This window comes from Bdellovibrio sp. BIS2 (assembly GCF_055398295.1).
Genome location: NZ_AP035879.1, coordinates 2,851,804 through 2,877,371, shown reverse-complemented (window position 1 = coordinate 2,877,371; position 25,568 = coordinate 2,851,804). Strand labels below are relative to the sequence as shown.

Sequence of the window (25,568 nt, the reverse complement as noted above, 5' to 3'; positions counted from 1 at the left end):
CATCATTAGCACGCCTCGTCACCACGAATAGTGACGAAGGACGGGAACAGAGTTACCATTTTTAGAGTGGAGGCCCTATGAGCGCTCAAAGAATCTTGTTGGTTGAAAACATTCACACCGTCGCAAAGGAAAGGCTGGAGGAAGAAGGCTACAAAGTCGATCTGATCGCTCATGCACCTTCCGAAGACGAACTGCTGAAACTTCTGCCAAACTACGACGTGCTGGGCATTCGCTCCAAAACGGAAATCACAAAAAAAGTTCTGGATTCGAACAAGCATCTGGTGACCATTGGTTGCTTCTGTATTGGAACAAATCAAGTGGACCTTCTGACCGCGCGGGAGAAGGGGATTCCGGTGTTCAATGCTCCTCATTCGAACACTCGTTCCGTGGCCGAGCTGGTGATCGCGGAAATGATTTCCCTGTCCCGTCAACTGGGCGACCGAAACACTCAAGCGCATTTGGGTGAGTGGGTGAAGTCAGCGGTGGGCTCTAAGGAAGTCCGTGGCAAAACTTTGGGGATCGTCGGTTACGGCCATATTGGAAGCCAGGTCAGCATCCTTGCTGAATCCATGGGGTTGAAGGTGCTGTTCTTTGACGTGCTGAAAAAACTTCCCCTGGGAAATGCCATGGTACAGAACACTCTGGATGATCTTTTGCGAAATTCTGATTTTGTGACTTTGCACGTGCCAGAGACTCCTGAAACCAAAGACATGATCGGCGCCCGCGAACTGTCGATGATGAAAAAAGGCAGCTTCCTGATCAACGCCAGCCGCGGCACGGTTGTTGTGATTGACGATCTGGTGAAATCCCTTCAGGAAAAACATCTGGCGGGTTGTGCGATCGACGTGTTCCCGGAAGAGCCGGCATCAAACAAGGAAAAATTCAAATCCCCGCTGCAGGGAATTCCCAACGTCATTCTGACTCCGCACATCGCAGGCAGCACCGAGGAAGCGCAGTATGCCATCGGCCTGGAAGTGGCCGAAAGCTTCCGCCGCTACCTGAAGATCGGCTCTTCGCCGGGGGCGGTGAATTTCCCGAATGTGGATCTGCCAGTGAAGCAGGGGACGTCGCGTATTTTGAACGTTCACCGCAATGAACCTGGTGTCCTGGGTGAAATCAATGGTCTTATTTCCAAAGCCGGTGCCAATATCGAAGGGCAGTACCTGTCGACAGATGAAAAAATCGGTTATCTGGTGATGGATCTGCATTCCAGTCAGGCGCACACGCTGGCGGCGGATATCGAGAAGCTGTCCCGTTCCATCCGCACACGTGTGGTTTACTAGTTTTAGTTGTTTTGAGTGGCCAAAGCTTTGATTTGGTCGTTTGCCAGCTCCTGATTCCAGATCAGGAGCTCTTTCGTGATACCACGAATCGGATTGCTGGTCCCGGCGGTGCCTCCTGCAAAAACATGCAGGGCCGTGCCTCCGGCTGGAGCTGAATACGCGGTCATAGAGCCCGTGACTCTTGTTGCCGCGGCAGAAGCCCCGACGGTGGCCGTAATCACATCTCGTTTCATCGTTGCAGTGTTGATCACAAATGCAAGACCACGTTCACTGGCGTTGCTGGCGGCTCCGGTCGTGGTTTCCCAGTTGTTTCCATCAAGGGCTGTGATTCCCAGCCATGCGCCGGTCGTCCCGGTGTTTTTTGTCAGATGGAATCCAGTGCGGGATCCCGCTTCATGGGTGCCGTAAGAGAACAATTCTTTCAGTGCACTGTCTGCGGTGTAGAAGAAATTCATATAAACCGTGTTCGCAGTGGAGGCCGGGAAGTTCGGTACTGTGAGTGCATGGGCTGCCGTGGAAGTGGTGATGTTCAGAATTCCCGCCGTTGTAATGCTGACATTGGGCTGATTGGCTGTCGTCGTTTGGACCGCATCAATGCCATTTCCACTTTGGTCATACCATCTTACCAATGTGGGCGTGCCGCCATTTCTGAACGTGTCGAAGGCGGTTTTGTTCACCAGACCGTTGTTGTCGAAGTAGATATCGGCTTCGGCATTGTCTGCGGTACGGCGGATGCGGATGGCAGGACCACTGTATGATCCGTATTTTTTCCAGGAATAGATTCTTTGGGCCGCAGGCAGGCGGTAAACGCTCAGATTTGTCGTGGAGCTGGCCTGGCCGTCTGAGACCACAATAGAAACTGTCGCAAATCCTGAAGATCCCGCCGCCGGAGTGACGGAGATATTGCAGTTCAAGCCGCTGCCACCCACTACGATATTTCCCTGTGGAACCACCGCCGGGTCAGAGGTGGTGGCAGTCACAGAGCTTGCGCAGTCGATGCTGTCTTCCGGGTCCGGATCGGCAATGGTGAAGTTGCGGGTGGTGATGCTTCCCAGCGCCGCAATCGTTGTGGTCAGTTGTCCGGTCCAAGTCAGAGTCGGTGGATTGCTGGCGGGCGTTCCTGTGCGGTTTGTCGATGTGGTCGCACCATAGGCATTCACGGCTTCGACGCGGAAATTGTACAGGGTGCCGTTGGTCAGATTTTCGATCACATAAGGAGATGTCGCGGAAGCCGAGGCGACGGTGGTCGGCGGGTTCGTGGTGCCGTATTTGACTGTGAAGGAGTTTGCGCCGCTTCCGCCAGTCCAGGTCAGAGTCGCTTTTTTATTTCCCATGGTTGGTGCATTGAAGGTGGCCGCGACAGGTGCAGCAAGACTGCAGGCAATATTGCTGGTGGCAGGACCTGTGCCGACAGAATTGATGGCTTCAATCGTGTAGTTGTAAGTTCCGCCGGAAAGACCTTCTTCTGAACAGGTTCTGGTGGCGATGTTTTCACAAATCACAACGTTCACACTGGGATTCACAATACGGCGAACAGTATAAGTGATCGGCGGAGCGCCGCTGGCCGGAGGCATCCAGTTCAGCGTGCACTTGCCGATTTCTGGAACAGTCACGGTCGGAGTCAAAGGAACCGTCGGGGGAATGTTCGGTGTGGCGCTGAGGGTGTTGGTTGATAGTTGGGAGCCCACCGCATTGGTTGCGGTCACTGAGAAATAATATGGAACCATGTTCGTCAGACCCGTGACGATGTACGGAGAGGTGGCCGTCGTGGAGGCCACCGTATTGATCGCTCCCACGCTGGTTCCATAGCGAACAGTGTAGGCGGTGGCAAGACTGCTGGCTTCCCAGGTCAGGGTTGTGCGCCCATCCCCCGGACTTGCCGTCAGCATTTGGAACGCCCCGGGAAGTCCCACAGGACAAGAGACGGCGCTTGATTTTGCACCGGTGCCTGAAGCATTCGTGGCTTCAACCGTGTATTGGTAATTGCCGGCTGCGATGGTTTCTTCGCAACCCAATAAAGGTGTGTTCGTGCAAACGGCCACATCGGTACCAGGGCCGGTCACACGACGGACGGTGTACAGAAAGGGGGCCGTGCCAGTAGCCGGGGCTTCCCACGCCAGAGTGCACTTTGTGGAAGCAGCCGTGGCGTTCAGATTTAGCGGTGCAGAAGGCGGGGGGCTTGGTGTGGCGGACAGGGTGTTCGTCGCCGTCACATTGCCAACCGAGTTTTTGGCAATCACAGAGAAATAGTAAGTCGTCCCGTTATCCAAAGAGGAAACAGTTTTTGCGGTGGTCAGAGAGGTTCCGGCCGAGGTCGTGATGCTGCCGGAACTGGTGCCGTACATCACGGTGTACGATGAAGCTTCGGGGCTGGCTTCCCAGGTCAGTGCCACCTGATTGTTTCCCGGTATCACAGTCAGCAGGGAAAACTCTCCCGGAGCGCCCATGTACGGATAACTTTTTTCAGAGGTGGAATCCACCGTGCCGATATCATTGCTGGCCGTGACGCGGAAATAGTAAGTCGTGCCCGGCACTAGTCCGCTTTCAATCACCACCGGGGATTTGGTGGCTTTGATGGAATTGGTGTAAATACCAGCGGCAGTTCCGTATTTCAGTTCGTAAGAAGAAGCGCCTTTGGATGTGCTCCAGGAAACCAGCAACTGGTGATCAAAACGCTGAATGGTCGCAAGATTGAATGCGCCCGGAGCTTCGCTGGAAGGTTGATTTAACGGATCTTCCTCACCCAGAGGTTTGGTACACGAAACGCACAACAAAAATAGAAGAAGTATAAACTTACGCACAGCCCTTTCAGTCTATCAGTGCAGACGGGAAAGAGCCATGGGTGCAGGTCCTAGGGTGGGTCTAGATAACTTTGCCCGGATTGATGATGTTGTCCGGATCAAAGACTTTCTTAATTCCGCGCATAAGCTGGATTTCAGCTTCAGAACGAGTGTAATTCAGGAAGGTCTTTTTGGTCAGACCCACACCGTGTTCGGCAGAAATGGATCCTTTGTACTTTTTAACCGCTTCAAAGACCATCACGTCGACCTTGCGGCATTCTTTGACGAATTCTTCCTTGGTCATGCCCTCAGGGCGCAGGATATTGATGTGCAGGTTTCCGTCGCCGATATGACCGAACCAGACCACTTCCCAGTTCGGATAAGCCTTGGACAGGACCTGGTCCAGGTCTTCCATGAATGGCGGTACCTTGGAAATCGCCACAGCGATATCGTTTTTGTACGGGGAGTATTTCGCCAAAGATTCAGAGATGTCCTCGCGGTATCTCCAGAAGGTCTTGGCTTGAACTTCCGATTGGGAAATCACGCCGTCCAGAACCCAGCCTTCTTCCAGGCATTTTTCAAACACACCCAAAGCGTGTTCCTGGTCCTGTTCGTTGCGGGTTTCAACTTCTGCCAGAACATAGAACGGGCACTCGGTCGCCAGCGGAGCCGACAAGCCTGTGCTGTCCAAAACCTTGCGCAAAGCTTTGTCCGAGAACATCTCAAACGCCACCAGCGGAGTTTTGGTTTTGAATTCCGCAAAGATTTTCATCACGGCATCGAGCCCGGTCACACCCATCACCAGAACATTCATTGGTGGGGGATTGGCAGCAAGCTTGATCGTGGCTTCAGTGATAAAGCCCAAAGTTCCTTCAGATCCGATGAACAGATGGCGCAGATCATAGCCCGTCGCATTTTTCACCAGGCCGTTGTTCAGCTCCAGAACTTCGCCCGTGCCAGTCACTACAGTCAGGCCGACAACCCAGTCACGAGTCAGGCCGTAACGAACGACTTTGATGCCACCAGCATTGGTTGCGATGTTGCCACCCATTTGGGAGGAACCGCGGGCTGCAAAATCCACCGGATAGAAAAGCTGTTTTGAGTGCGCGAACTGCTGCAAAGCCTCCGTCACGACACCCGGTTCAATCACCACGGTTTGATCCACGGAATTGAACTCTTTGATTTTGTTCATTTGATCAAAAGACACAACCACTTCGCCGTTGGTGGCGACCGCAGCCCCGGAAAGACCCGTGCGGCCTCCGGAAGGGATCAGAGCGATTTTGTTTTGACGGGCCCATTGGACCAGCGCAACCACATCGGCGGTGGAGTGAGGGAAAACAATGGCGCTGGCTTTGATGTCGAAATAGGTTGTCCAGTCCCGGCCCCAGTATTTCAGACTCTCTTCGTCGGTTTTGATTTGGTCTTTCTTCAAGATGCTTTCAAGGTCGCGGAGAGCTGTGGTGGACATGTGCTACAATCCTATTCTTCGTTGATCGGGCGGTGATAATCTTTCAGAGTTCTGATTCTAAAGAAAGCATAGACGGGACACAAGCCCCAAGCGGCCGTGATCAGACCATAGACCCCAATGTACGCCCAGAAAGGACCGCCTGCCACAGCGTAAGCGGTCAAACCCACGCCGAACAGAAATCTTAGAATGCGGTCCCACAGGGCGACATTGCATCTCATATTACTTCAGAAGTTCCTGAAGTTCGCCGGACTGGTACATTTCCATCATGATGTCGCTGCCGCCAACCAACTGGTGGTTGATGTAAAGCTGTGGAATTGTCGGCCAGTTGCCGTATTCTTTGATGCCCTGACGGATTTCGTCGTCATCAAGTACGTTCACATCGTGAAACTGAACGCCCATATCCTGAAGGATAGCGCATGCACGTGCAGAGAATCCGCACATTGGGAACTGCTGAGTCCCTTTCATGAACAATACAATTTTGTTACCTTTAACAATCTGATCAATTCTTTCGTGAGTCGTTGCCATTTTTACGGTCCTTTTTATGATTTAATCTTAGTCTTGATTGACAGGGCATGAACCTCTCCGGTCTTCAATTCTGGACCAAAGCAAGCCATGACGTTCTGGTGCTGCTGAATGCGGGTCATGCCGGCAAATACAGTGCTTTCCACGAACACTTCCCAGTGATCCTGAGTTCCGGTCAGATCGAAAACCTCGATCGTGGAATTCGGATAATGCTTCTCTAAACGTTCTTTCATTTGTTCTGCTGTCATAGAACGGGAAACTAGCAGAGGGCGCCCTCCCTGTCCAGCCTTCGCCAAGGCTTCGGTGGGCAGCCAGCGGTCCCATCCGGCAAAGCCTTAGCGACGGCGGATTGATTGATGCGGGCCGTCGATGTACTATAGGCCCATGTTTGGACCGTCCTTCCGCCTGATTAAGATATTCTCTCTGGTATTGCTGACTGTGCTCTTCTATTTCTTCGCAAGAGCCGAGTTCCTTATTTGGAATTGGAGTTTATTCAAAAATAAACCCGCTCAGGACATTTTGTGGTCCTTCATAGTGGGCCTGCGCTTTGATGTGGCGGCCATTCTGACTTTGACGGCACCGTTGCTGTTGCTGGCCTTCGTGCCCTGGCCACGGGCCTGGAACGGTCTTTGGGCCACGGTCACCTGGGTGGTTTTCAGTGTTTTGCAGGTGCCATTCCTGATTCTGAACCTGGGCGACACCGAATTCATCAACTTCGTGGGCCGTCGTTTCACTTTTGACAGCCTGTTTGTGGTGAACGAAATCCCCGGTAAAGTCTGGAACTTCGTCAGCAGCTACTGGCTGCTGTTTTTGGTGAACACACTCATTGTGTTGCTGTTCGTGCTTTTGGTGCGCAAGGTGACACTTGCTGGCTTTGAAAAACTGCAGTGGACCGTGCACAGCCGAAAAGACAAAGCCAAACTGTGGCTGGCTCACGGGTTTCTTTGTTTTGTGGCGCTGGCGATTTCAGTGATCGGAATTCGCGGTGGTCTTCAGGCCAAACCCGTCAGCTTCGTGAACGCCAATGTATTCACCGCCCCTTTATTGAACAATCTGGTGCTGAATTCCACCTTCACATTTATTAAAAGTTACGGAGCCAAGGGTCTTAGCAAAGACAAGTACTTCAACGACCAGCATGAAATGCTGTCATTGCTGAATGGTTCTTTGCGTGGCTCCCTGATGGAGGGCCTCCGTCCGAAAGCCCCGCAAAATGTGGTGATCATCATTCTGGAAAGCTTCGGGGAGGAATACATCGGCCCGGTGAACGGGAAGTCCTACACGCCGTTTTTGGATTCTTTAAAGGCCCAATCCCTCAGCTTTGAAAACGCCTATGCCAATGGCCGCCGCTCCATCGAAGGGGTGGGGGCGATCATGGGCGGGATCCCGGCGCTGATGAATGAGCCGTTTATTTCCTCGCACTTTACTTCGAACTATTTCCTGGGTTTGGGGACTCTGCTGACGCCGGCGAAGTATTCGACGAGTTTCTTTCATGGCGGTCACAACGGAACGATGTACTTTGATTCCTTCATGCAAAGTGCCGGGGTTGAAAAATATTTTGGTGCGCGTGAATACGGTAACGGCGCCGATGATGACGGCGTCTGGGGTATCTGGGATGAGCCCTTCCTGCAGTGGATGCTGACAGAAGTAGACCAGTTGCCGCAGCCGTTTATGACTTCGGTGTTCACGTTGAGCTCGCATCAGCCCTACAAGATTCCGGCGCAGTATCAGGACCGTTTCAAAGAAGGTCCGATCGAGATTCTGAAAACGGTGGAATACACGGACTTTGCCCTGGAAAAGTTCTTTGCCGAGGCCGCGAAAAAGCCGTGGTTCAAAAATACGTTGTTCATTGTGACAGCGGACCACGCTTCCATGCACTACCGTCCCGAATATGAAAATGAACAGGGAAGCTATCGCATCCCGCTGTTCCTTTATCATCCGGGGTACAAGTTCCCGGAAGTGGACACGAAGATGGTGGTGCAGCAGATCGATGTTCTGCCGACGGTTTTGGATTTCCTGGGAATTTCTGACAAGGATCAGAACTATCTGGGCAGTTCCATCTTCATTCCTGGCGACAAGACCGCGGTGAATTTCATTGATGGTCGTTATCTGTTGTTTGCAAAAGACTATTTCCTGCGCTGGACACCGGGACACGGCGAACCACAAATGTTCGCCATGTCCGACCGTGCGACCGAGCACGAAATCCCGGCCGATCAGCCGGGCACTTCGCCGCGCCGGCAGGCGCTGGAAAAAAAGCTGAAGGCCACCATCCAGTACTTCAATGAAGGCATGTGGGACAATAAACTTTATTACCCTTCAAAATAGCGAAACATAAGAAAGGACCCCGTTGAGAGGTCCTTTTGTTTTAATGGGAAACGTTGGACAAAATTTCGTGGGAAAGATTTTGATCGCGGGCTTTGCTGGCGATGTCGCCCAGGCTGAGCATGCCAACCAGGCGTTTGCTTTCGTTGATCACTGGCATGCGCCGAATTTTCTGCGACGCCATCAGTTCTCCCACTTCCAACAGATCATCTTCTTCAAAGCAATATTCAATTCCCTTGCTCATGCATTCGCTGACTTTGGTGACGTTCGGATCCAGGCCCTTGGCGACCACACGCAGGGTGATATCGCGGTCCGTAATCATGCCGATCATCCGGTCATTTTCCTCAATAGGCAGGCAGCCATAGTCGCCTTTTGCCATCATTTCGGCGGCCTCGCGCACGGTGCGGTCGCGGTTGATGTAATCAGCATGTTCATGCATGACGTCTTTTACTTTCATGGGAAACTCCTTGTTGGTTGAGTCCTCATGATATTTCTTTTGCTGAATCAGCAGTGGTGTATTTTGTCATTGATGTTCGCAGGAAAAAGTTGACTGACACAGACGGAATGATTTTAAATCTGTCGTCATGTCAGACGATAAATCTTCCAATTTTGAAATTCGTTGTGGTGTTGTGATCGCTGTTTTTGCTGCGGTCATGGCGGTGAGTGATCTGGTTGCAGGCAAGTACGGGGATGATGAGATTATCGGAACCAATGAAAAAGCCGCAGCTTACATGTGGTACCAGTCCAAAAGCGTGAAAGAAACGCTGGTCGAAGGGGAAAAGTCCCTGCTGGAAAGCCTGAAACAAGCCGGTGCTTTGAAGCCAGGCACGGAAAAGGCCATCGACAGTCATCTGGTCAATTTGCAGAAACGCATTCTGCGCTATAAAAAAGAAAAGAATGAAATCCTTCGTGGGTCGCAGACGGTGGGGCAGGATAACTGGGTTCAGGATATCAATGGCGAACTGGGTAAAATAATCGGGGCCCAGGAAATGGAAGCCCATCTGGCAACCTTGTCAGTGGCCGGGGACCGTTTTGATATGTCCAGTTTGTTCTTTCAGTTGTGTCTGGTCCTGGGGGCGATGAGCCTGATCCTGAAAAAAGAAAGCCTGCAAAATGTGTTTTTTGCAGGCATGTGTGTTTTGGGAATGGTCGGCACGGGGATTTCCCTGTGGGCTTATCTGGGTGTGGCCTAACCTGTACGACGGAAATAAATATCGCGTTGCAAATCAGTGAGGGAGGCCACAATCTTGCCCTCGCTGGCATTGGCCATATGATTGAATTCCACGCCTAAAACCAGGGTCTCGTCATTTTTCACACGGATATTTTTGATCAGGCCCTGAACGACGATGGGCTCTCTGTCTCCCAGAAAGATTTCTGCTTCCACCAGATCTTCCAATTGCAGATTGGCTTCAGTCTGGGGAATCTCCACAGCACAACCTTCTGTGGACAGGTCCAGCAGGCGGCAGGTGTGGGAACAAACGGCCTGATTCAAATATGTCACCACAAACTCGGCTGAATAGTCTGCCGGAATCACGTAGCGATAGTTTTTTCTTTTTTGCAGATGGAACAGGTTCAGCACTGTCAGGGTGACATTGTTTTCGTTGATCACCGGATGAGTTTCAAACAGGTACTTTTCGCCTTTGATGGAAAAGCTGGCCGTGAACGTCGCTGAATCCTCGGTGTTCATGGCGGTGGATTCCGGCGGATGGCATTTGATCTGCAGTTTGTCGTTCACACCCATGGTGCGAAGAGTGATACTGCGATCGAATTTGTCTCTAAGGACAATCGACTCATTGCTGTTCACCAGACGCTGTAACAGCGTCTGCTTTTCGGCTTCGTTATGAATGGCTTTAAAGACGACCAGGGATTCGCTCATGTCAGGCCGCCGCAGTCATCTTATGGCCACATTCGTGGCAGAACTTGGCGCCAGCCTGAACCTCGGCACTGCAGGCCGGGCAGGATGGACCGCTGGATTTTTTCTTGGGCTTTTCCTCTTTTTCGTCCATGTCGACGAAGCCTTTTTCATTCCATTTTTCAATCTCGCGCAGCATCTTCCAGCTTTGCAGGATGGAGCGGAATTCTTTGACTTCAAATTGCAGGACCACTCCGGTGCCGGCATTTTTTCTTTTCATGAAAACGCCTTTGCCTTCCAGACGGGCAAAGTGGTCGTTGTTCAGGTTGATGCCGATTTCCTCTTTGCAGAATTCACTGAACTTGGCGAAATCAACTCCGACGATGCCGAAGCGATCCGGCTGTTCATTTTCTGAAAGCTTCAAAATCGCCCCCAGCATCTGCACACACAGTTCATCGACTTTCAAAAGGTCGGAACGGCCGCCTTTGAAATAGTAGTACTGATAGAATTCAAAGAAGCTTTCCACCAGGCCCAGATCCAGGAAGTGAACCTTCTGGATTTCTTCCGGGCCATCAGGATTAGTGGGGTCTTTGCCCATTTCATACAAAGCCAGTTTCAGCTTTACCAGAATATTGATGGCCTGTTCGATGCGTTTCGGGGAATCGCCCATCACGCGCTGGGAATACTGCTTCATCATGTTCCAGTCCACGATCACACGACCGGCCTGGGATCTGTCGCCCTTGTGGTTGGCCGTGTGGAAGACGGCGCCGTACACCTTGGCCACCTGATCTTCCGGGCAAGGGGACGAGTCTTTTTCCATTTTACTGGAACGAACATCATTCATCGCCAGACGCAGACGGTCCGCCAGTGATTTGATGATCACCTTCAGCATCTGAGGTGCGCCTTCATATTGTTGCTTCAGGGTTTCAACCGGAATTTCCAGCACCTTGGTTTCAGTGGTCGCAACAGCGGATGTGGGGTGAGTGGCTTGCCCCAGAATCACCTGATCACCAAGAATATGAGAAGAACCCAATTGGAAAAGGTCGATGGTTTTTTTACCGCGGATCAGACATTGATTCGCACCACCGGATTGGATCAGATAAACGGCCGTAATTTTATCGCCGTCTTTATAGATCACTTCGCCTTTTTTAAAGGTTTTTACAGACATAGCATCCCACTCCTTAAAGAAATCACATGGTTATATCGGCTGAAAGGGCCCTAAAATTGAGTTCGGGCGGGGGCTTGCGAGGTCCAGTTTCATACGTTATAACGGTGCGGATGGATTACTTCTTTTCGGCCGCTCCTCCGGAGCATCAAAAACGTGAAAAAGCCAAAGCCCGCGAGCTGCGCCAAAGCCAATGGTGGAAGCAGGAGCTGGGCAAAGGTCTGTGCTATCACTGCGGTGAACGTTTCAAGCCGGCCGATCTCACAATGGATCACCTGATCCCCATCGCCCGCGGGGGCAAATCCAATAAGAACAATTGCGTGCCCTCCTGCAAGGACTGCAACAGCAAAAAAGGTTATAAAACCCGTGCAGAAATGGCTCTGGAGGAATTGAAGAATTCCTCCACTCCGGCCCCGGAATCTGACGACGAAAGTCAGGAATAACAGCGCCCCTCAGGGGCGTTTTTTATTAGGGCAGTCGGCTTGTCGCCACCGTGAGGATGTACGAGTCCCCTTTGGTCAGAGACTGTAACGGACTTAGCCAGAATATTTGTGTGATGATTTCATCCCGTTCCAGGGCGCCCAGGGCGCGGATGGTGTGTTCCGGCGCTGTTGCCTGAAGGGTTTTCAGGGGATTTTGTGAATAGTACCTGCCGATGTCGGCTTCCAGATTTTCCTGATCCTGTGTGGTGCGCTGGTACAGGTGGTACCACTTGCGGCAATACAGATCTTCAAGGGAATAGCTGCACACTTCAAAGAACCTCAAGCTGCGGAAGATCTGAGTATGCGCTTGCGTGTAGATTTCAATCAGGTGATGGGGTTGAATTTGTTCCAGAATAAACGGATCCACGCTGACGCCCAGGCGGTGGATGGCTTTTTCCGTGAACAATCGGGTGTCTTTCAAGCTGCCGTTCTGGGATTTCACGTCGGTGCAGACTTGAAAATAAACCAGGATGTCTTTCAGAACCTGTTCTTGTTCTTCGGCGGTTAAAAGATTGAAGTAAGGCAAAGTGGTGTGCCCGTAGGGGCGAACCAGAAGTCCCTCTTCTTCGATGAGCACACTGATGTTTTCGCTCAGAATTTTAAAACGTGCATGACGACTGAGCCCGGATGACGACTGCATATGACTCAGTTTAGGCATAAGTTCCTGAGCTTGCCAAGTTACATGCGTCTTTGAAGTTGCCTGGAACTTCCGCAAAAGTTTCTTTAACAATCGTGATTTTAGAACATCAAGATTTGGATAAGCCGGTGGCGGTCTATTTCGCCAGACGGACGGAGTGATGATCTCCGGTCGAGATGTACATCCCTTCAGGGGTGAAGAGGGGTTGAATGGGTTTGAAAAGCAAAGCGTCTGCCATCGGGCCGTCCCGGTGACCGGTAAAATCGGGATTTCCCATCCACAGAGTGACTTCATTGGTGGCGGGATTCAGGCGGCGAACTGTGCTGCTGCCGCGTTCAGAGAAGTAAACGTACTTGCCGTCGTTGGTAAGACCTGTGGCCGAGAAGGTGCGAACACCCGCCCCCGTGCCATTGGCGTAGCCCTGAAGTCCGTCGGTGCCGGCGATCGTTGTGATCGTGGCATTGTGTGGATCGGTGATATCAATTTTACGCAAAGTTCCTGAGTCATTGCTGGTGACGTACAGATAATTTCCCAGAGCCGTCAAGGCATAAGGATTGTTCAGGCGTCCTGTGGTCTTGTCTCCATCGGCGGATCCCTGAGTGTTCACGGCTCCCATGACGGTGAAGACCTCGTTGGTCAGCAGATTCATGCCCCGAACCAGAGCGGCAGTTCTTTCAATAAAATACAGATAGTCGCCATGGACCACAAGACCATAAGGCTGATTCAGTTGGGCTACGGTCAGGGCATCGCCATCCACACTGCCCAGAGCTCCCGGTGTGCCGGCCAAAGTGGACACGACTCCCGAGGCCAGGTCAATCTTGCGAAGAACTCCGATCTCATAGTCGGACACAATCAGGTTGCCATTGTAGGACGTGATGTAATGTGTGGAAAAGAATCTTGCGCTCAGACGGGGACCGTCAATGTTACCCTGAGTTCCGGGTTTACCGGCAAACAGGCTGATGACACCATCTTTATCGACTTTATAAACGGCCGTATCATAGTAGGAAACCACATACAGGTCGTCACCCACTTTTACCTGATTGGTGCCGCGGGCATAGGCGAGCGGGCGCGCGTAGGAACCATCGTTGTCAGATTTGTAGTTGTCGCGAATCAGGCCAAAGCCCGCCAGCATTTCGACTTCTTCGCTGACCAGACTGATTCGGACCACCGTGTTCCAGTTGGGTTGAGTGGCATAGACGGAAGTGCCCAGAACCACAAGGTCAGTGAACCCGCTTTTATTAACGTAAGACCACATGCGGCCTGCGCGGGTGGTGGTTGCCGCATCTTTGTTTAGGATGGATGTGACCGTCGCGGTGTCCAGATCCAAAGTTCTGATACGGCCTGTGCCTTCTGCCAGATACAGGACATTTCCCACAACGTCGATACCAAACAAAGAGTCAAAGCGTGCAGCGGTGCCTACGCCGTCTGTACTGCCAGTCAACGTCAGGCTTCCGGCGATGGTGGTCACGTCTCCTGCCAAAGTCACCTTGCGTACGGCTCGGGTGTCGTTGACGTAAAGGCCTTCGTGCGCTCCACCAGAAATACAGGCGATACCGCCGGGCTCATAAAATCTGGCGGCAGAGCCCAGTCCATCCGCGTACCCGAGGGTGCCGCCGGCGATAGAGGTCGTCACCGGGTTTGTCACCGGATTATTGATGTCACCGACGTCGAGTCGACGGATGCGGATGTTGTCGTTATCCACGACGTACAAAGAATTCCCGATGGAACATAGATCCGTAGGCGCATTGAAGCGGGATGGATCACCATTGGAGGCTGCGTCCAGGTAGCCATTGACATATTCAGTGCCGGCCACCGTACGGGTCACGCCGGCATTGTTGGTGAAGCGAATCAAGGCTGCATACCGGTCCACACTATAGATACCCCCAGAGACTTTATGAACACCCCAGGGCTGAGAAAGTCGGGATGTTCCCAGTGGGCCATTGCCAACGCCACCGAGGCTGCCATGTCCGGCGATGGTCGTGACAGTTTGACTGCCCAGATCAATGCGCCTTAAAGAATTTGCGCTGGATAAATACAGGTGAGTTCCATCAGTGGACAGGAATCTTGGACTTGAAATCTTGGCGACACCACCCGCAGTCTTGAAGTCTGCCAATGCGGCCGGAGCACCAATCCACTCAGAAAGATTGTAGGTGTCCACATTCAGTTTCATGATCTGGCCACCCAGAGTGCTGGAAATATAAAGCTCGTTGCCTTCCATATACAGCATCGAAGGCACGAAAAGTTTGTTGTTGCCCAGGGCGCCAGGCTGACTACCCGTCAAGCCCGGTTGTCCCGCGACGATGGCCGAAGATCCAATAAAGCCTTGCGGATTGGCCGGATCATAAGGAATTTCAACCACCACATGGGAGTACTGATCGGTGACGAACAGGCTGTTGCGTCCGCCATTGTTATACGCCTTGATTCCGTACGGAGACCGAAAGTAAGTGTTCGGCGGAGTCCCTGTTTGCAGAATATCCAGACCCGGGAAGGTTCCTGCAAAGTTCTTCATTTCGTAAGGTGCGGTCAAAGAGATATAGCTGATCAAACCATTGGTGTTTCCGGCAAACCATAGATTGCCCGCGCTGTCGATATCAATACCGATAACACGAATGCGATTGGTGCCGAGGTCCCCGAGGGTGTGCCCACCGGTTCCGCAAAGACCAGCAATAACAGAAACAGTGTCGTTCATGTCAAAGCGGCGGATGCAACTGTTGTTGGTGTCGGCAATATACAAAGCGCCATTGTAGTACTTCAGATCACCCGGACCGCTGAATCGTGATGTGGCTTTGGTTTGGTCTTCATTGGCTGTGGGTTTTCCCGCAGTCCCGCACGCCCCCAAAAGAACTTCCACTGTTTTCAGCATCGGACTTGGGTTGTAGCGCAGAATACAACTGCGACCGTGATCCGAGACATAAACATAGGTTCCGTCAGTGGCTGCTCCAACGGCATGACTGAGGGAGGCCTCGCGGCCCGTTCCCGCGCTGACTGTGCTGTACCCGGATCCCACGAGTGTGCTGACCAACGGCAGAGCTGGAACCGTTGTGTCGATACTGCGCAGGTAATAGCGGTCTGCCAGAATCAAAGAGGAACCCAGGCGTGTCAGCGCATAAGGGGCATCAAACCGGGCGATGGCAGGAAGTCCATCGGCCACATTTCCCACTGCGGGCTCCTGGCCAAGGACTGTTACCACTTCCGTCAGAACCTGGAAAGGATTGGATGTTGTGGTTGTTACATTCCCCTGAACATCGGTCACAGTGACACGCATTTTTGCATGACGCTGGGATCCGCCGGTAAAGTTGTAAGCATAACTGGTGGTGGGAGCGGTCAGGGATTGAACCTCAGCGCTTGAGTCCGCATCATCAATAAAGAAGACCTTCCATGAAGCCACTTCAGAATCCAGGGCCAGACCGCTGAAATCAAAGTTCACAGGATCCTGACCTTTGCGGTACATCGGATCAATAAAACTCAAATCATAATTTTTTGCCGCCAGTTGATTGCGCGTGAAAGAGCGGCTGACCGTCGTGGAATTCCCCGCGTGATCCGCCTGCGTCGCCGTGATGGACTTGGCACCAAAGCCCGTGGTGAAGGTGACGGCGGTACTCCACGAGCCAGCGTTACAGGCCGTGGTAACGGGCGCTCCACTGATGTCTCCGGTCAACGTCACAGAAGCACTGTCGCCAGGTGAGGCGCCGCAGGTTCCTGAAACTGTCAGACCATTGATGCCGTTGCTGCCTGCTGCCGGGTTGCCCCAGGCAAGGGCCGGAGCCCCGTTGTCGACAGTGAACGGCTGGCTATAGACAATGGCATTTCGTCCCACTTTATCGATGGCCCGAATGGCAAAAACCAGAGTCGATGTATTCCAGTCCCCCGGAATTGTCACATTCATGGTGCCACTGGATGGATGATTTGCGATCGAATTGACATAGTTCCAGGTCACGCCATCCAAAGTGTAAGCAATTTCCACCGGATTGGTTGCAAAGTTGGCATCGGTCGCCACCCAGTTAAACACAACAACATCACCACCCTTGTGGGCGACGGTGTGATCCGGTGTGATGGTCAGACTGGCGATGGGATCCAGACTGTCGATCAGGTGTGAAACCGGTGAAACATCTTCGGTGATGTTGCCCAGAGAGTCTTTTCCGACAACCTTGATGCGCAGTTGATTTGAGTTCAGCGCGCCCGTCGCCCAGGAATAAGGACTGGAGTTTAGCTGGTCCACGGCAATGGGTGTCCAGGTGGAACCATTGTTCAGAGAATAATAGAAAGAAACTGGATTCGCCGCAGGATGGGCGTCCGTGTATGTCCAACTGATGTCCTGTGTGCTGCCGCCATTGATGTTCTGGGCGGAAAGAAAACTTGTCAGCTCAATTTCGGGGCCTGTGCGGTCCCGGGTCTTGGTATAGGATGAAAGTGTTGTGTTCACATTTCCGACATCGTCAGCAAACCACAGATGAAACGGATAAGCGCGGTCTGTGTCCATCGCCGCCGCCAGGGCCGAGGAGGCGGTTGAACACGCAACCCATGTTGTATCAAACGCCGGGGCCGTGGCGATTTCCGTTATTTTTACAAACTTCGCATCACTGCAATCAGCCAGAGTAAACTGAGCCATGGTCTCTTGCGAAAGAGCGGCAGTTTCATCTGTAATGGCGGGAATTGCCGGAGGTGTTGAATCAATCGTCAAAGGACTTTCTGATTCGATGGTCTTACCGGATTCATCCGTCAGCATGGCACGAAGGGCGGCCAGGGGATAGTCACCGGCCGGAACACTCCAGGCGTATTCATTCGTGCCTTTGGGAAGCTCCGCCAAAAGGCTCCAGGTTGTCCCATCCAGCGTGTAATAGATTTTCGCGGTTTGGTAATTGGAACTTCCGCCAATGTTCAGCTTGATGGGATGAACTTCGCCGCCTTTGATTTTGGGGCTGACTTCCAGGGCCACAGAAGGTGAGCTGAGATTTTCAAGGTTGGCCGTCAGATTACAGCCGGCCAGCAGGAATGACATTCCCGAAATCAGGGCCAAAGATACGGCAGTAAGACGTTCAAATCGCATCACCCTTTTATCGGATCTTTAACAACTTCAATAAATGCGAATCGCTCAAATCTGAGTGATTTTTCGTTGGAAACGTCTCACTTTGACCCGTTTATCTGAAAGTCCTTTTGAAACTTCGCAATCCACGAGTTGGGAAAGAAACTTGAATAAGTCAGGGGTTTTTTGCAGACGTTGGTGGCGGCAACCAGAGGTTGCCACTGGCTTTCGCCCTGATAGCGCACGGGCACCGTCAGATCTGCCTGCAGAATCGACGAATCTTTGGCGCTCCACTGGCAGAGGTGCTCTGCCAACCGCATGTAAACCAGGGGATCACAGGCAGTGCGGGTCATCAGCCAGGGAGGTGTCAGCGGCACGGTTTCTTTGCTTTGATCTTTTTTCCACAAGGTCACATGAGGTTCGCACTGCACACGCCCGTCGTACATGATCATCGCATACATGCGTCCTTCACCCGTCAATGCGGCATCGCCGGGCAGATAGTATTGCGGCAACTGCAAGGCCAGGAAGATCACCGTCAGAATCACAGCACTTCGCAGGGCAAAGACCTTTTGGAATGTGGCTTTGATGCTCCAGTCGGAAACCAGGGGCCGTGTGATCAACAGTGTTCCCAGCAGCAATAACATCACGGATGGATAAAAGAATCGGGTCAGGTGCCAGGAATAAAGGTGAAAAATCACCAACTGCGAAAACACGAAGTAAAACCATCGATTGTTTTTGGCAAACAATAGAAAAATCAATCCCAGTTCCAGAACCAGCACATACCAGACACCTAGTTCAGTGAACAAGGCCGGGAACAGTCGTTCGTTGATGGCCGAGCCACTCAGCCACTGGCTGTTCAGCTTTAACAATCCGGCCGTAAAATACAAAACGAAGAATGCCATCGGCAGGGACCGGGCGCGATCCGGGATCAGCAGGAATGCGAATGTTATCAGTGTGGGAATGTAGTGATAGTTCCCGGTCAGACGATAATCCAGAAGAATGAACCCCAGCTTGAACAGCAGCAAAGCCCAAAGCAGTCCGGCGGCCCATTGGGGCTTCTTTTTCAGGGCCCACAGAGCCGATGAAATCACGGCCAGCACAGCATAAGTGCCCAGCAGCATCTGCAAAAGCTCGGGACCGGGCTTGAAAGCTTCACATTGTGAAAACAACGGCCAGCAAACCGAGGGCGTTGACGGAGAAAGAATCAACAGCAGGGGTCTTTCGCTCAGCCAGAAAAAAACAGTCAGCAGGTGTTCAAGACTTAAAATAACCCCCACAATCCACAAGGCAGGCTGTTTTTGCAGCTCGGACTTTAAGGTCTTCATCGCTCTTCTCGCATTCCCAAAGACCGGGCAGTCTCGGATGAAAAGGGCAGACGGGTGTCGGAGTCAAACAGGGCTCCCTGCAACTGGCTTCCGTAAAGCAGCGCCTCCGAAAGGTTGGTGCCTTTCAGATTCGCGTTTCGTAAATCTGCAAAGCTCAGATTTGATTTTGATAGGTTTTTTTCTGAAAGATTCTGATCTCGCAAAACTGCAAAGGGCGCAAACAGATTTTCCTGCAGTATAATGTCAGCCGCGGGAAACTGAGGCACGGTGCCGGGGGCCAGCACTGGCAAAGCGGGATTGAAAGTCTGTTCGACAGAGGGAAAATTCAGCGTGCGAACTTTCGGAGCCGGAAACAGTTCGTGGCCATGGGGAAGAAGGTATCCTCCCAGAATGACCACGTAGATGATGAGATAATAGGAAGTCAGTGATTTCACAGTTTAGAAACCGTCGCCGTCACCGTCACAGCCGTTGGGAACCAGAACTGTACCGATGGAAACGTTGCCGCCGTTCAAACATTGTGTCACTGCGGCTGTTCCGCAGTTGACCGCCAAAGTGATTCGTCCGTGCGGCGTGCCCCCGCAGGCAGCACCGGCAGCAACAGCCACGTTACTGACAGCAGTGATGCGCCCTTGAGCATCGACGTAGAACGTCGGAATAACCGTGGAGCTTCCGTACCAACCGGCACCGACACCGGTATTGGTCAGTCCCAGTGCAACCGCACCGGAAGAACCACCACCGGTCAGACCGGTACTGGCCCCAACACTGGTGATCGTACCGCCCGAGTTGTTATCCGCCTGCGGTGTCCATTGAGACCCATTCCATTTCAAAACCTGACCAGCCCCCGGTCCGACGTTCGCAACGGACCGGCCTTGCAGGGCGGTGACCACGGTTGAGCTTTGCCCGCCGGTGACATCACCATTTAAAGACCCATAAAAACCTGCCGCATTGCCAGGGATGTTGCCGGTCACTTTGCTGCCGGAAACAGAATTGATTTTTGCATCAGTCACGTTGCCGTCGGCAATTTTAGCCGTCGTGATGGCATTGTTGGCAAGATCGGCAGTGACAATGGTCCCGTCATCAATCTTGGCACTGGTTATCGCAGAGTCTGCGACATCGGACGTTACAATTGTGCCGTCAGCGATCTTCGCGCTGGTTATTGCGGAATCAGCCATGTCGGCGGTGACAATACTGCCATCCAGAATTTTGGCAGAGGTGATGGCGGAATCCACGATCTTGGAAGTACTGATGGCGCCGTTGGCAATTTTATTAAACGTGATTGCACCATCGGCGATTTTGGCGTTGGTGACGGACATGTTCATCAGCTTGTCAGAAGTAATGGCCTCATCGGCAATTTTATCCGTGGTCACTGCGTTGCTACTGATCTGTGCCGCAGTCACCGCATTGGGTGCCAAATCCGCTGTGCCAATGGAACCGTCTTCGATATTTGAAGACCCCACGGCGGTGTTTCCGGTGACAATCGGCTGCCACTGTCCGCCCACGGATACTTGCACCGTCTGGGTGTTTTCATCATAGCGCATAAGACCGTCACGCGCCGGAGGTGCGGCCGATCCGTCAGAGTTAGGAATGCCGATGGAACCCACGCTGGGCGCACTGGCCGAAGGATTCAGCAATGACAGCAAGCCATCAAAGTTGGCAGGCAGGAACAGAGTGTCTGCTTTTTCCTGCGTTACGTTCGCAGATTTTTGAATAAAGTCCGAGGCCTTTTTGCCATTCAGGGCCACGGCGTTTTCAGACTCCAGCGCAAACGGGACCGAGCGCATCTGGAAGTCCGGGGACAGAGTGATGGTGTCTGATCCCACCGTGAAGGTCACGCGCACTTTGCGCGCATCTCCCGGCTGTGGAACATAGGCGGTATATCCCGCCGCACAGGACGTCAGCCCGTTGATAGCGGCAGAATTTTTTAAAACCTGATGGATGGCCAGCAGAGGGCCTGTGTTCACGACCGTGGCGCCATTTTCACCGCTTCCCAGAGTGAAGTTGATGATCCCTTTGCTGTTGGTCATGTTGACGGTGCGGTTTTCTTCAAACAGCACGCATGTCTCCGGCCCTGGAGAAAGAACCTTGATATTAAAAGAGACATGGGAATCTTCCAGCGGCATGCCGTTGGGTTGAATGATACGACCCTGGACCGTCAGTCCTTGGGGCACTTCAGTCAGAGATACGCTGGCATTGGCAGAGACACTTAAACTGCACAGAGCTGTGGCCGTGAATTTAATGAGTGTTGAAAAATCCATACCTTATGTCCTTCCGAAACGTTCAATACAAGGTCGAATAGTCGCTCAATACCTTATTTATCGGGTTATTTTGCCAAATCCATTAATCGGGGGATAAATAATTACCAATTTATACAGATCTTGTTTCAGTGTGAGACACTAAGGGCGCGAAGACTTTGCGATGTTGTTTTTGCACGAAGGGGACAGTTCAGACATGCGTTTTTTCAAACAAACGAAATAGCTTGCCTCCCCCGCGCAGAATTTTTGGATGTCACTGCCGCAGTCCTGATGAAAACGGTCGCGCACCGCAGATAGCTGGTTGAAGCATGCTCGGGAAAGTTGATCTTTCTTGCTGCGCAAACAGGCCAGTGGGTGCTCTGCCAAAAAACGATTCTTCGTGCAGTGTTCTTTGTATTCGTCATGACAAGCCGGAGTTTCTTTCATCAGGCTGTTGATGACGTTGTCTGCGGAAAGTGGTTTTTGTTCCACCGGACCACGCTGGAATTCTTTTGGAATGGTTGCGGCCTCGAAGCTCATTCCTGCTTCCGGCACGGGGGCGGGTTTCGGTTTTTGAGAATTCAAAGCCGGATTCGGTGGAAGCTGCGCTGGCGCCGCAGCGTTTGCAGGAAGTTGTGCTGGCATGACTTGTTGTTGTGCTGGCGGGGCGACGTGAGCAGCGGATTCTGTTTTGGTTTGAGTCATACGCAAGGTGATGATCACCGATAAAACGGAGATCCCCACTGTCCCGAGAATTAATAGTATCACGTTCCGAATGCTCATAGACCTTTGATATTTCGGAAGATTCGAAAGTTTTCTTGAATTGGGGCTGGATTCTAAACCTGATGTAATCTACAGAAAGTCCTGAAACCTGCCGATATAATGGACAGATCAATCGGGGGCATTGGAATGTTTCGGAACCTTGCGATAAATCTTTTACCGCTATTGCTGCTGCTGACAGGCTGTTCAATCGAAGCCAGTCTGCAGGATTTGGCAGGTCTGCGCGGTCCCAAACTTCCGCCTGGAATTGATATTACCAACAAACAACCCATCGCCGGTGTGGTCACGGATCCTGCGATCAGTGATTTTGCGAAATCAGAAATTCTGGTCGGTCCCGCCGGAAAAGCCGATGGCGTCACTGAACTTCAGTTTGCGATTCAATTGATGAATTCAGATAACACGGTTGTTGCCGGCTATGTTCCTCAGTTCACAGTTATCAAAGGACTGGGCACGGTCCCGGTGGTGTGTACGCCCAGTGATGACTTTGGTTTCTCGGTTTGCAGCATCCGGTCCTCTGAACCCGGTATCAAAACTTTGCAGGTCACCAATCTAGGAAGCTTCCAGGGGCAAAAAGATCTTTTGTTCGATGCCGTTGTGAAAGAGACCACCCGTATTGTCAGCTCCGGTGGTGAGGTGACCGTGGCCACACATCCCAGTGGCTGGCAGATGACGGGTGCGGTGGGTTCCCAGTTTGGCAGTGCGATGGCTGAAAAGAATGGTTATAAACTTCGCCTCGGTGCCGGGGGCGCCGCTATTGAGTAAAGACCAGCAGGCCATCCGGCCCCGTCGTCGCCACGAACAGTTGATTTTTGAAATAAACTGGCGAAGCTGAAAAATCCCCGGTTAAAGTCAGTGACTGAAGCTCTTTGGAACTCTTCAAATCATAAACGCACACTTTTCTGTTTTCACACAACATCACGGCCACTTCCTGATGAGCATAGGAAATAATCAGCGGGCTTGCTTGTGCACGTGACGCCCGACCGGCAATTCCTTTTTCCCACAGGATTTTTCCATGGGATGTTTCCAGGACAAAATTTTTCATGAAACCGGTGATGGCCAGGATGGTGCCGTCGGCATTGATGGAGGGGCAGCTCATACTGCCGCCTTTGTCCAGTTCGGTCTTCCAAATCAAGGCTCCGGAATCAGCTTTGACTGCATAAATAAACCCGTCCCAGGAACTGAAGTAGGCACGATCCCCGTGAATCAAAGCGGCGCACTTGATATCGCTGCCAGTGGCAAAGCTCCACTTGGCTTTCCCGTTTTTCAGTTCGTACCCTTGCATGGCGCCGGTGTTGGAGCCCATCAGAATCAGCCCCTGCGGCAGTCCCAGGGTGGGGGATGAGTGAGGATGATTGCCGATCAACGGTGAGGTCCAAAGCCATTTTCCCTCACGGGCTGAAATCGCCAGCAGGTAACCGTCGGGCTTGGCCAGCTCAATACCGACGTACAGGATACCGTCCTTCATGAATGGAGAAGACCCAATGGTGACTCCGGTCTTGGTGATCCAGCGGATGGCTCCGGTATCCTTGTTCAGGCTGTAAAGATAGCCGGAATAATCCCCGACATAAACACTGTCTTCATCGGTCAGAGGAGTCGAATGAATGCCGCGGGAGCTGACTCCGGTATAGAACTGCCAGCGCAACGAGCCGTTCCAGTCATAGGCTCGTAAAAAACCCGTGTCATCAGCGACATAAAACCCTTTTTCATCGGCTGCCGGAGAACTTTTGCTGGCGCGGTGAATGCCGTTGTTTAATTGTGGCACCTGCCATTTCAATTGAAAGGCCTTGAAATGATCCCCCGATGAAATTGCCAGACCGGATCGGGTGGCGTTGCCGCGGTAAGTGGACTGGGGCTGGCGGGTTTCCCGCAGGCTTAAATCATAGGTCAGCGTTGCTCCGTGAACGGGGGAATGAAGCTCCTGAAAGCTCAGGTCTTTTTCCAGCAAGGGCAGGGTGCTAACTTCTGCGCGAATGAGCAAAGCCACGATAGCGATGCAGTACAGACCGAACAAGGTGTATTTCATAGCACCTCCGCCCACATCAGCTCTGCGCGGGATTTTTTGCAGACATCGCGCAGAATCAGACGGGTTTGCATCTGAAGCTGTGTGGTGCGACGGGACTGCATCCAAAAATCAAAATTTTCGCCAGAGTTTTGGCATAGGGACTCGATCTGGGAAAGAAACACCAGAGGATCGCATTGGGTGCGGGTGGAAGGGGCTTTCACGAAGGGATTGTAAACTTCGCTGGCCCGCTCCTGGTGACGAATCAACAGGGTGTCGCATTCCATGCGGGCATCCAGCATATTTAACGACATCAGTCTGGGGGCCCCCGATGCGGCGCTGTCTTTCACCAGGATGACAGGCAGAATCTGAAGCAGCGCCAGTGTCACGGTGAAGATCACAGCGGACTTTTTATTCTGCAGATTTTCATCCCATAGCGCCTGCCACGATTCTTTGTACCAAGGAATCAGTACAAAAATTCCCAGAAGCAGCAGCATTGTCATGGGATAGAAGTACCCCACAATGTGCCAGGAAAAGGCATGGAACAAAACAAACTGGGCCAGGGTCACATGGCGAATCCATGCACGTCGGCTGAAAAGCCCCACTACCAGAATGCATTCCAGAATGACGGCATAAATCAGACTTGCATGTTGCAGGGGGGGCGGCAGAAAGCTTGGGTGGATCAACGACACGCCAGAAAGCCATTCAGGATCCAGCTTCAGAATCCCGGCGCCCCAGTAAAAGACTCCGACAAAGAAGGGAATGACAGTGGTTTTGTGGGGCAGGAACAGAAACGCCACCTGCACAAAAAAGCTCATGTAGTGATAGTTGCCCATCAGTCCATAGGAAAGGCTGGTGAAATAAATCTTCATTCCCAGCAATGCCAGCAGCAGGAGATAAGCGGGTTGGATCTTTTTAAGCAAAAAAAGAACGGCCGTGATCAAGCCCAGTCCGGCATATACTTGCAGATATGTCGAAGCTGTTGCCGTGCTGATAAAGCGAAGATTTTCACAAGAGGGCAAAAGCGGCCAGCACAGCGACGCGGATTTTTCGGCGCTTCGGACCACCAGATCCAGCGATCGGTCCATCCAGAAATAGGCCGACAGCACATGGGTTAAGGCCAGCAAGGCCCCATAAATCTGCAAAGCGCGGGACTTTAGCAGCTCTTTCATGGTTGCTCCTGCACGGGCAGATTCCATTTTTTTAGCATGGCCGGATGAACGGTTTTTGCCGTTGCTGCATCGACCGAGCAGTTTTCAAACCTGACCCCGACAAAGTCTGCACGACTGAGGTCAGAATTCAAAAAGCGTGTGTTGGCAAAAGCCCCCCCCAGAAAACGGGCCCCGTCCAGGCGGACCTTTCTGAAAGTGGAGTTCGTGAAGCGGCAAAGGTCGCACTTGAATCCGCTTAAGTTTGAATTGGAAAATTCGATGTCAGCAAATTCAGAACGGTTGCTTTGAGTGCCCACCAGGCGTGTGTTTTCAAAGCGCGTGTTGGTCAGATTGATTTGCATCCATGTGTTTTGTGCCAAAGAACTGTCTTTGAAGGTCGCATTGATGACCTGAGCGTAGGCCAGGGCACTTTCGTTGAATTCAAGATTAACCATTTTTTGACCGCTCCAGGGAGAAGCGCTGAGCGAAGTGGCATGGGCGCCACTGGTCCAGAGAAGAGCAATGAAAAGATATTCCGAATAAAACCGATT

The 25,568-nt window shown here is 52.2% G+C and carries 22 protein-coding genes; 5 read left to right on the top strand and 17 right to left on the bottom strand.

The window, feature by feature from the left end:
• The first annotated feature begins 77 nt into the window (after window positions 1-77).
• Window positions 78-1,283 (top strand): phosphoglycerate dehydrogenase, encoded by a 1,206-nt coding sequence (gene serA, locus ACZ520_RS13735; RefSeq protein WP_417868376.1) that lies wholly within the window; start codon window positions 78-80, stop codon window positions 1,281-1,283.
• A 2-nt stretch (window positions 1,284-1,285) separates the two neighbouring features.
• On the opposite strand, the gene ACZ520_RS13730 is transcribed toward serA, so the two are convergent.
• The 5 genes from ACZ520_RS13730 to ACZ520_RS13710 form a co-directional block, all read right to left on the bottom strand.
• Window positions 1,286-4,057, bottom strand: a complete 2,772-nt coding sequence (locus tag ACZ520_RS13730; protein WP_464126116.1) for a fibronectin type III domain-containing protein — start codon at window positions 4,055-4,057, stop codon at window positions 1,286-1,288.
• Window positions 4,058-4,145: 88 nt separating this feature from the next.
• Complete coding sequence (locus tag ACZ520_RS13725; protein ID WP_374030923.1) at window positions 4,146-5,531, bottom strand: FAD-binding oxidoreductase; 1,386 nt, start codon at window positions 5,529-5,531, stop codon at window positions 4,146-4,148.
• An 11-nt stretch (window positions 5,532-5,542) separates the two neighbouring features.
• Window positions 5,543-5,749 (bottom strand): YgaP family membrane protein, encoded by a 207-nt coding sequence (locus ACZ520_RS13720; RefSeq protein ID WP_011165270.1) that lies wholly within the window; start codon window positions 5,747-5,749, stop codon window positions 5,543-5,545.
• Between the two features lies 1 nt (window position 5,750).
• Window positions 5,751-6,056, bottom strand: coding sequence for a Grx4 family monothiol glutaredoxin (gene grxD, locus ACZ520_RS13715; protein ID WP_011165269.1), 306 nt, complete (start codon window positions 6,054-6,056; stop codon window positions 5,751-5,753).
• A gap of 14 nt (window positions 6,057-6,070) precedes the next feature.
• Window positions 6,071-6,286, bottom strand: a complete 216-nt coding sequence (locus tag ACZ520_RS13710) for a BolA/IbaG family iron-sulfur metabolism protein (protein ID WP_374030922.1) — start codon at window positions 6,284-6,286, stop codon at window positions 6,071-6,073.
• A 151-nt stretch (window positions 6,287-6,437) separates the two neighbouring features.
• Between ACZ520_RS13710 and ACZ520_RS13705 the strand changes: the two genes are divergently transcribed.
• Window positions 6,438-8,375: an LTA synthase family protein gene (locus ACZ520_RS13705; RefSeq protein ID WP_464126113.1), complete on the top strand. Its 1,938-nt coding sequence runs from the start codon at window positions 6,438-6,440 to the stop codon at window positions 8,373-8,375.
• A gap of 40 nt (window positions 8,376-8,415) precedes the next feature.
• On the opposite strand, the gene ACZ520_RS13700 is transcribed toward ACZ520_RS13705, so the two are convergent.
• Window positions 8,416-8,829 (bottom strand): CBS domain-containing protein, encoded by a 414-nt coding sequence (locus tag ACZ520_RS13700; RefSeq protein WP_088564527.1) that lies wholly within the window; start codon window positions 8,827-8,829, stop codon window positions 8,416-8,418.
• 127 nt (window positions 8,830-8,956) lie between these two features.
• Between ACZ520_RS13700 and ACZ520_RS13695 the strand changes: the two genes are divergently transcribed.
• Window positions 8,957-9,565, top strand: coding sequence for a DUF4337 domain-containing protein (locus ACZ520_RS13695; RefSeq protein WP_088564528.1), 609 nt, complete (start codon window positions 8,957-8,959; stop codon window positions 9,563-9,565).
• On the opposite strand, the gene ACZ520_RS13690 is transcribed toward ACZ520_RS13695, so the two are convergent.
• Both ACZ520_RS13690 and ACZ520_RS13685 read right to left on the bottom strand, forming a co-directional pair.
• Entirely contained in the window at window positions 9,562-10,248 is a 687-nt protein-coding gene (locus ACZ520_RS13690; RefSeq protein ID WP_088564529.1) for a PilZ domain-containing protein, read from the bottom strand. The two genes, ACZ520_RS13695 and ACZ520_RS13690, sit on opposite strands and share 4 nt — an antisense overlap.
• Before the next feature lies 1 nt (window position 10,249).
• Window positions 10,250-11,392 carry a cyclic nucleotide-binding domain-containing protein gene (locus tag ACZ520_RS13685; RefSeq protein WP_088564530.1) on the bottom strand — a complete coding sequence of 381 codons (1,143 nt, stop codon included), beginning with the start codon at window positions 11,390-11,392 and terminating at the stop codon, window positions 10,250-10,252.
• 110 nt (window positions 11,393-11,502) lie between these two features.
• On the opposite strand from ACZ520_RS13685, the gene ACZ520_RS13680 reads away from it, so the two are divergent.
• Window positions 11,503-11,832 carry an HNH endonuclease gene (locus ACZ520_RS13680; RefSeq protein ID WP_088564531.1) on the top strand — a complete coding sequence of 110 codons (330 nt, stop codon included), beginning with the start codon at window positions 11,503-11,505 and terminating at the stop codon, window positions 11,830-11,832.
• 25 nt (window positions 11,833-11,857) lie between these two features.
• On the opposite strand, the gene ACZ520_RS13675 is transcribed toward ACZ520_RS13680, so the two are convergent.
• The 6 genes from ACZ520_RS13675 to ACZ520_RS13650 form a co-directional block, all read right to left on the bottom strand.
• Complete coding sequence (locus tag ACZ520_RS13675; RefSeq protein WP_417868979.1) at window positions 11,858-12,511, bottom strand: hypothetical protein; 654 nt, start codon at window positions 12,509-12,511, stop codon at window positions 11,858-11,860.
• Window positions 12,512-12,644: 133 nt separating this feature from the next.
• Window positions 12,645-17,555: a hypothetical protein gene (locus ACZ520_RS13670; protein ID WP_464126109.1), complete on the bottom strand. Its 4,911-nt coding sequence runs from the start codon at window positions 17,553-17,555 to the stop codon at window positions 12,645-12,647.
• A gap of 77 nt (window positions 17,556-17,632) precedes the next feature.
• Window positions 17,633-18,856: a hypothetical protein gene (locus ACZ520_RS13665; RefSeq protein WP_464126107.1), complete on the bottom strand. Its 1,224-nt coding sequence runs from the start codon at window positions 18,854-18,856 to the stop codon at window positions 17,633-17,635.
• Window positions 18,853-19,290 (bottom strand): pentapeptide repeat-containing protein, encoded by a 438-nt coding sequence (locus tag ACZ520_RS13660; RefSeq protein WP_464126105.1) that lies wholly within the window; start codon window positions 19,288-19,290, stop codon window positions 18,853-18,855. The genes ACZ520_RS13665 and ACZ520_RS13660 overlap by 4 nt, the downstream gene beginning before the upstream one ends.
• A 3-nt stretch (window positions 19,291-19,293) precedes the next feature.
• The gene (locus tag ACZ520_RS13655) at window positions 19,294-21,111 is read right to left on the bottom strand and encodes a hypothetical protein (RefSeq protein WP_417868974.1); all 1,818 of its coding nucleotides are present in this window, start codon (window positions 21,109-21,111) and stop codon (window positions 19,294-19,296) included.
• Window positions 21,112-21,249: 138 nt separating this feature from the next.
• The gene (locus ACZ520_RS13650) at window positions 21,250-21,870 is read right to left on the bottom strand and encodes a hypothetical protein (RefSeq protein WP_464126103.1); all 621 of its coding nucleotides are present in this window, start codon (window positions 21,868-21,870) and stop codon (window positions 21,250-21,252) included.
• A gap of 126 nt (window positions 21,871-21,996) precedes the next feature.
• On the opposite strand from ACZ520_RS13650, the gene ACZ520_RS13645 reads away from it, so the two are divergent.
• On the top strand, window positions 21,997-22,629 hold the full coding sequence (locus tag ACZ520_RS13645) for a hypothetical protein (RefSeq protein WP_088564538.1): 633 nt from the start codon (window positions 21,997-21,999) through the stop codon (window positions 22,627-22,629).
• Here ACZ520_RS13645 and ACZ520_RS13640 read toward each other — a convergent pair.
• The 3 genes from ACZ520_RS13640 to ACZ520_RS13630 are packed head-to-tail and all read right to left on the bottom strand — an operon-like array spanning window position 22,619 to window position 25,472.
• The gene (locus tag ACZ520_RS13640) at window positions 22,619-23,890 is read right to left on the bottom strand and encodes an outer membrane protein assembly factor BamB family protein (protein WP_464126101.1); all 1,272 of its coding nucleotides are present in this window, start codon (window positions 23,888-23,890) and stop codon (window positions 22,619-22,621) included. The genes ACZ520_RS13645 and ACZ520_RS13640 overlap by 11 nt on opposite strands.
• Entirely contained in the window at window positions 23,887-25,065 is a 1,179-nt protein-coding gene (locus ACZ520_RS13635) for a hypothetical protein (protein ID WP_464126099.1), read from the bottom strand. Before ACZ520_RS13635 ends, ACZ520_RS13640 begins: the two co-directional genes overlap by 4 nt.
• Window positions 25,035-25,472 (bottom strand): pentapeptide repeat-containing protein, encoded by a 438-nt coding sequence (locus ACZ520_RS13630; protein ID WP_088564541.1) that lies wholly within the window; start codon window positions 25,470-25,472, stop codon window positions 25,035-25,037. The genes ACZ520_RS13635 and ACZ520_RS13630 overlap by 31 nt, the downstream gene beginning before the upstream one ends.
• Window positions 25,473-25,568 lie beyond the last annotated feature (96 nt).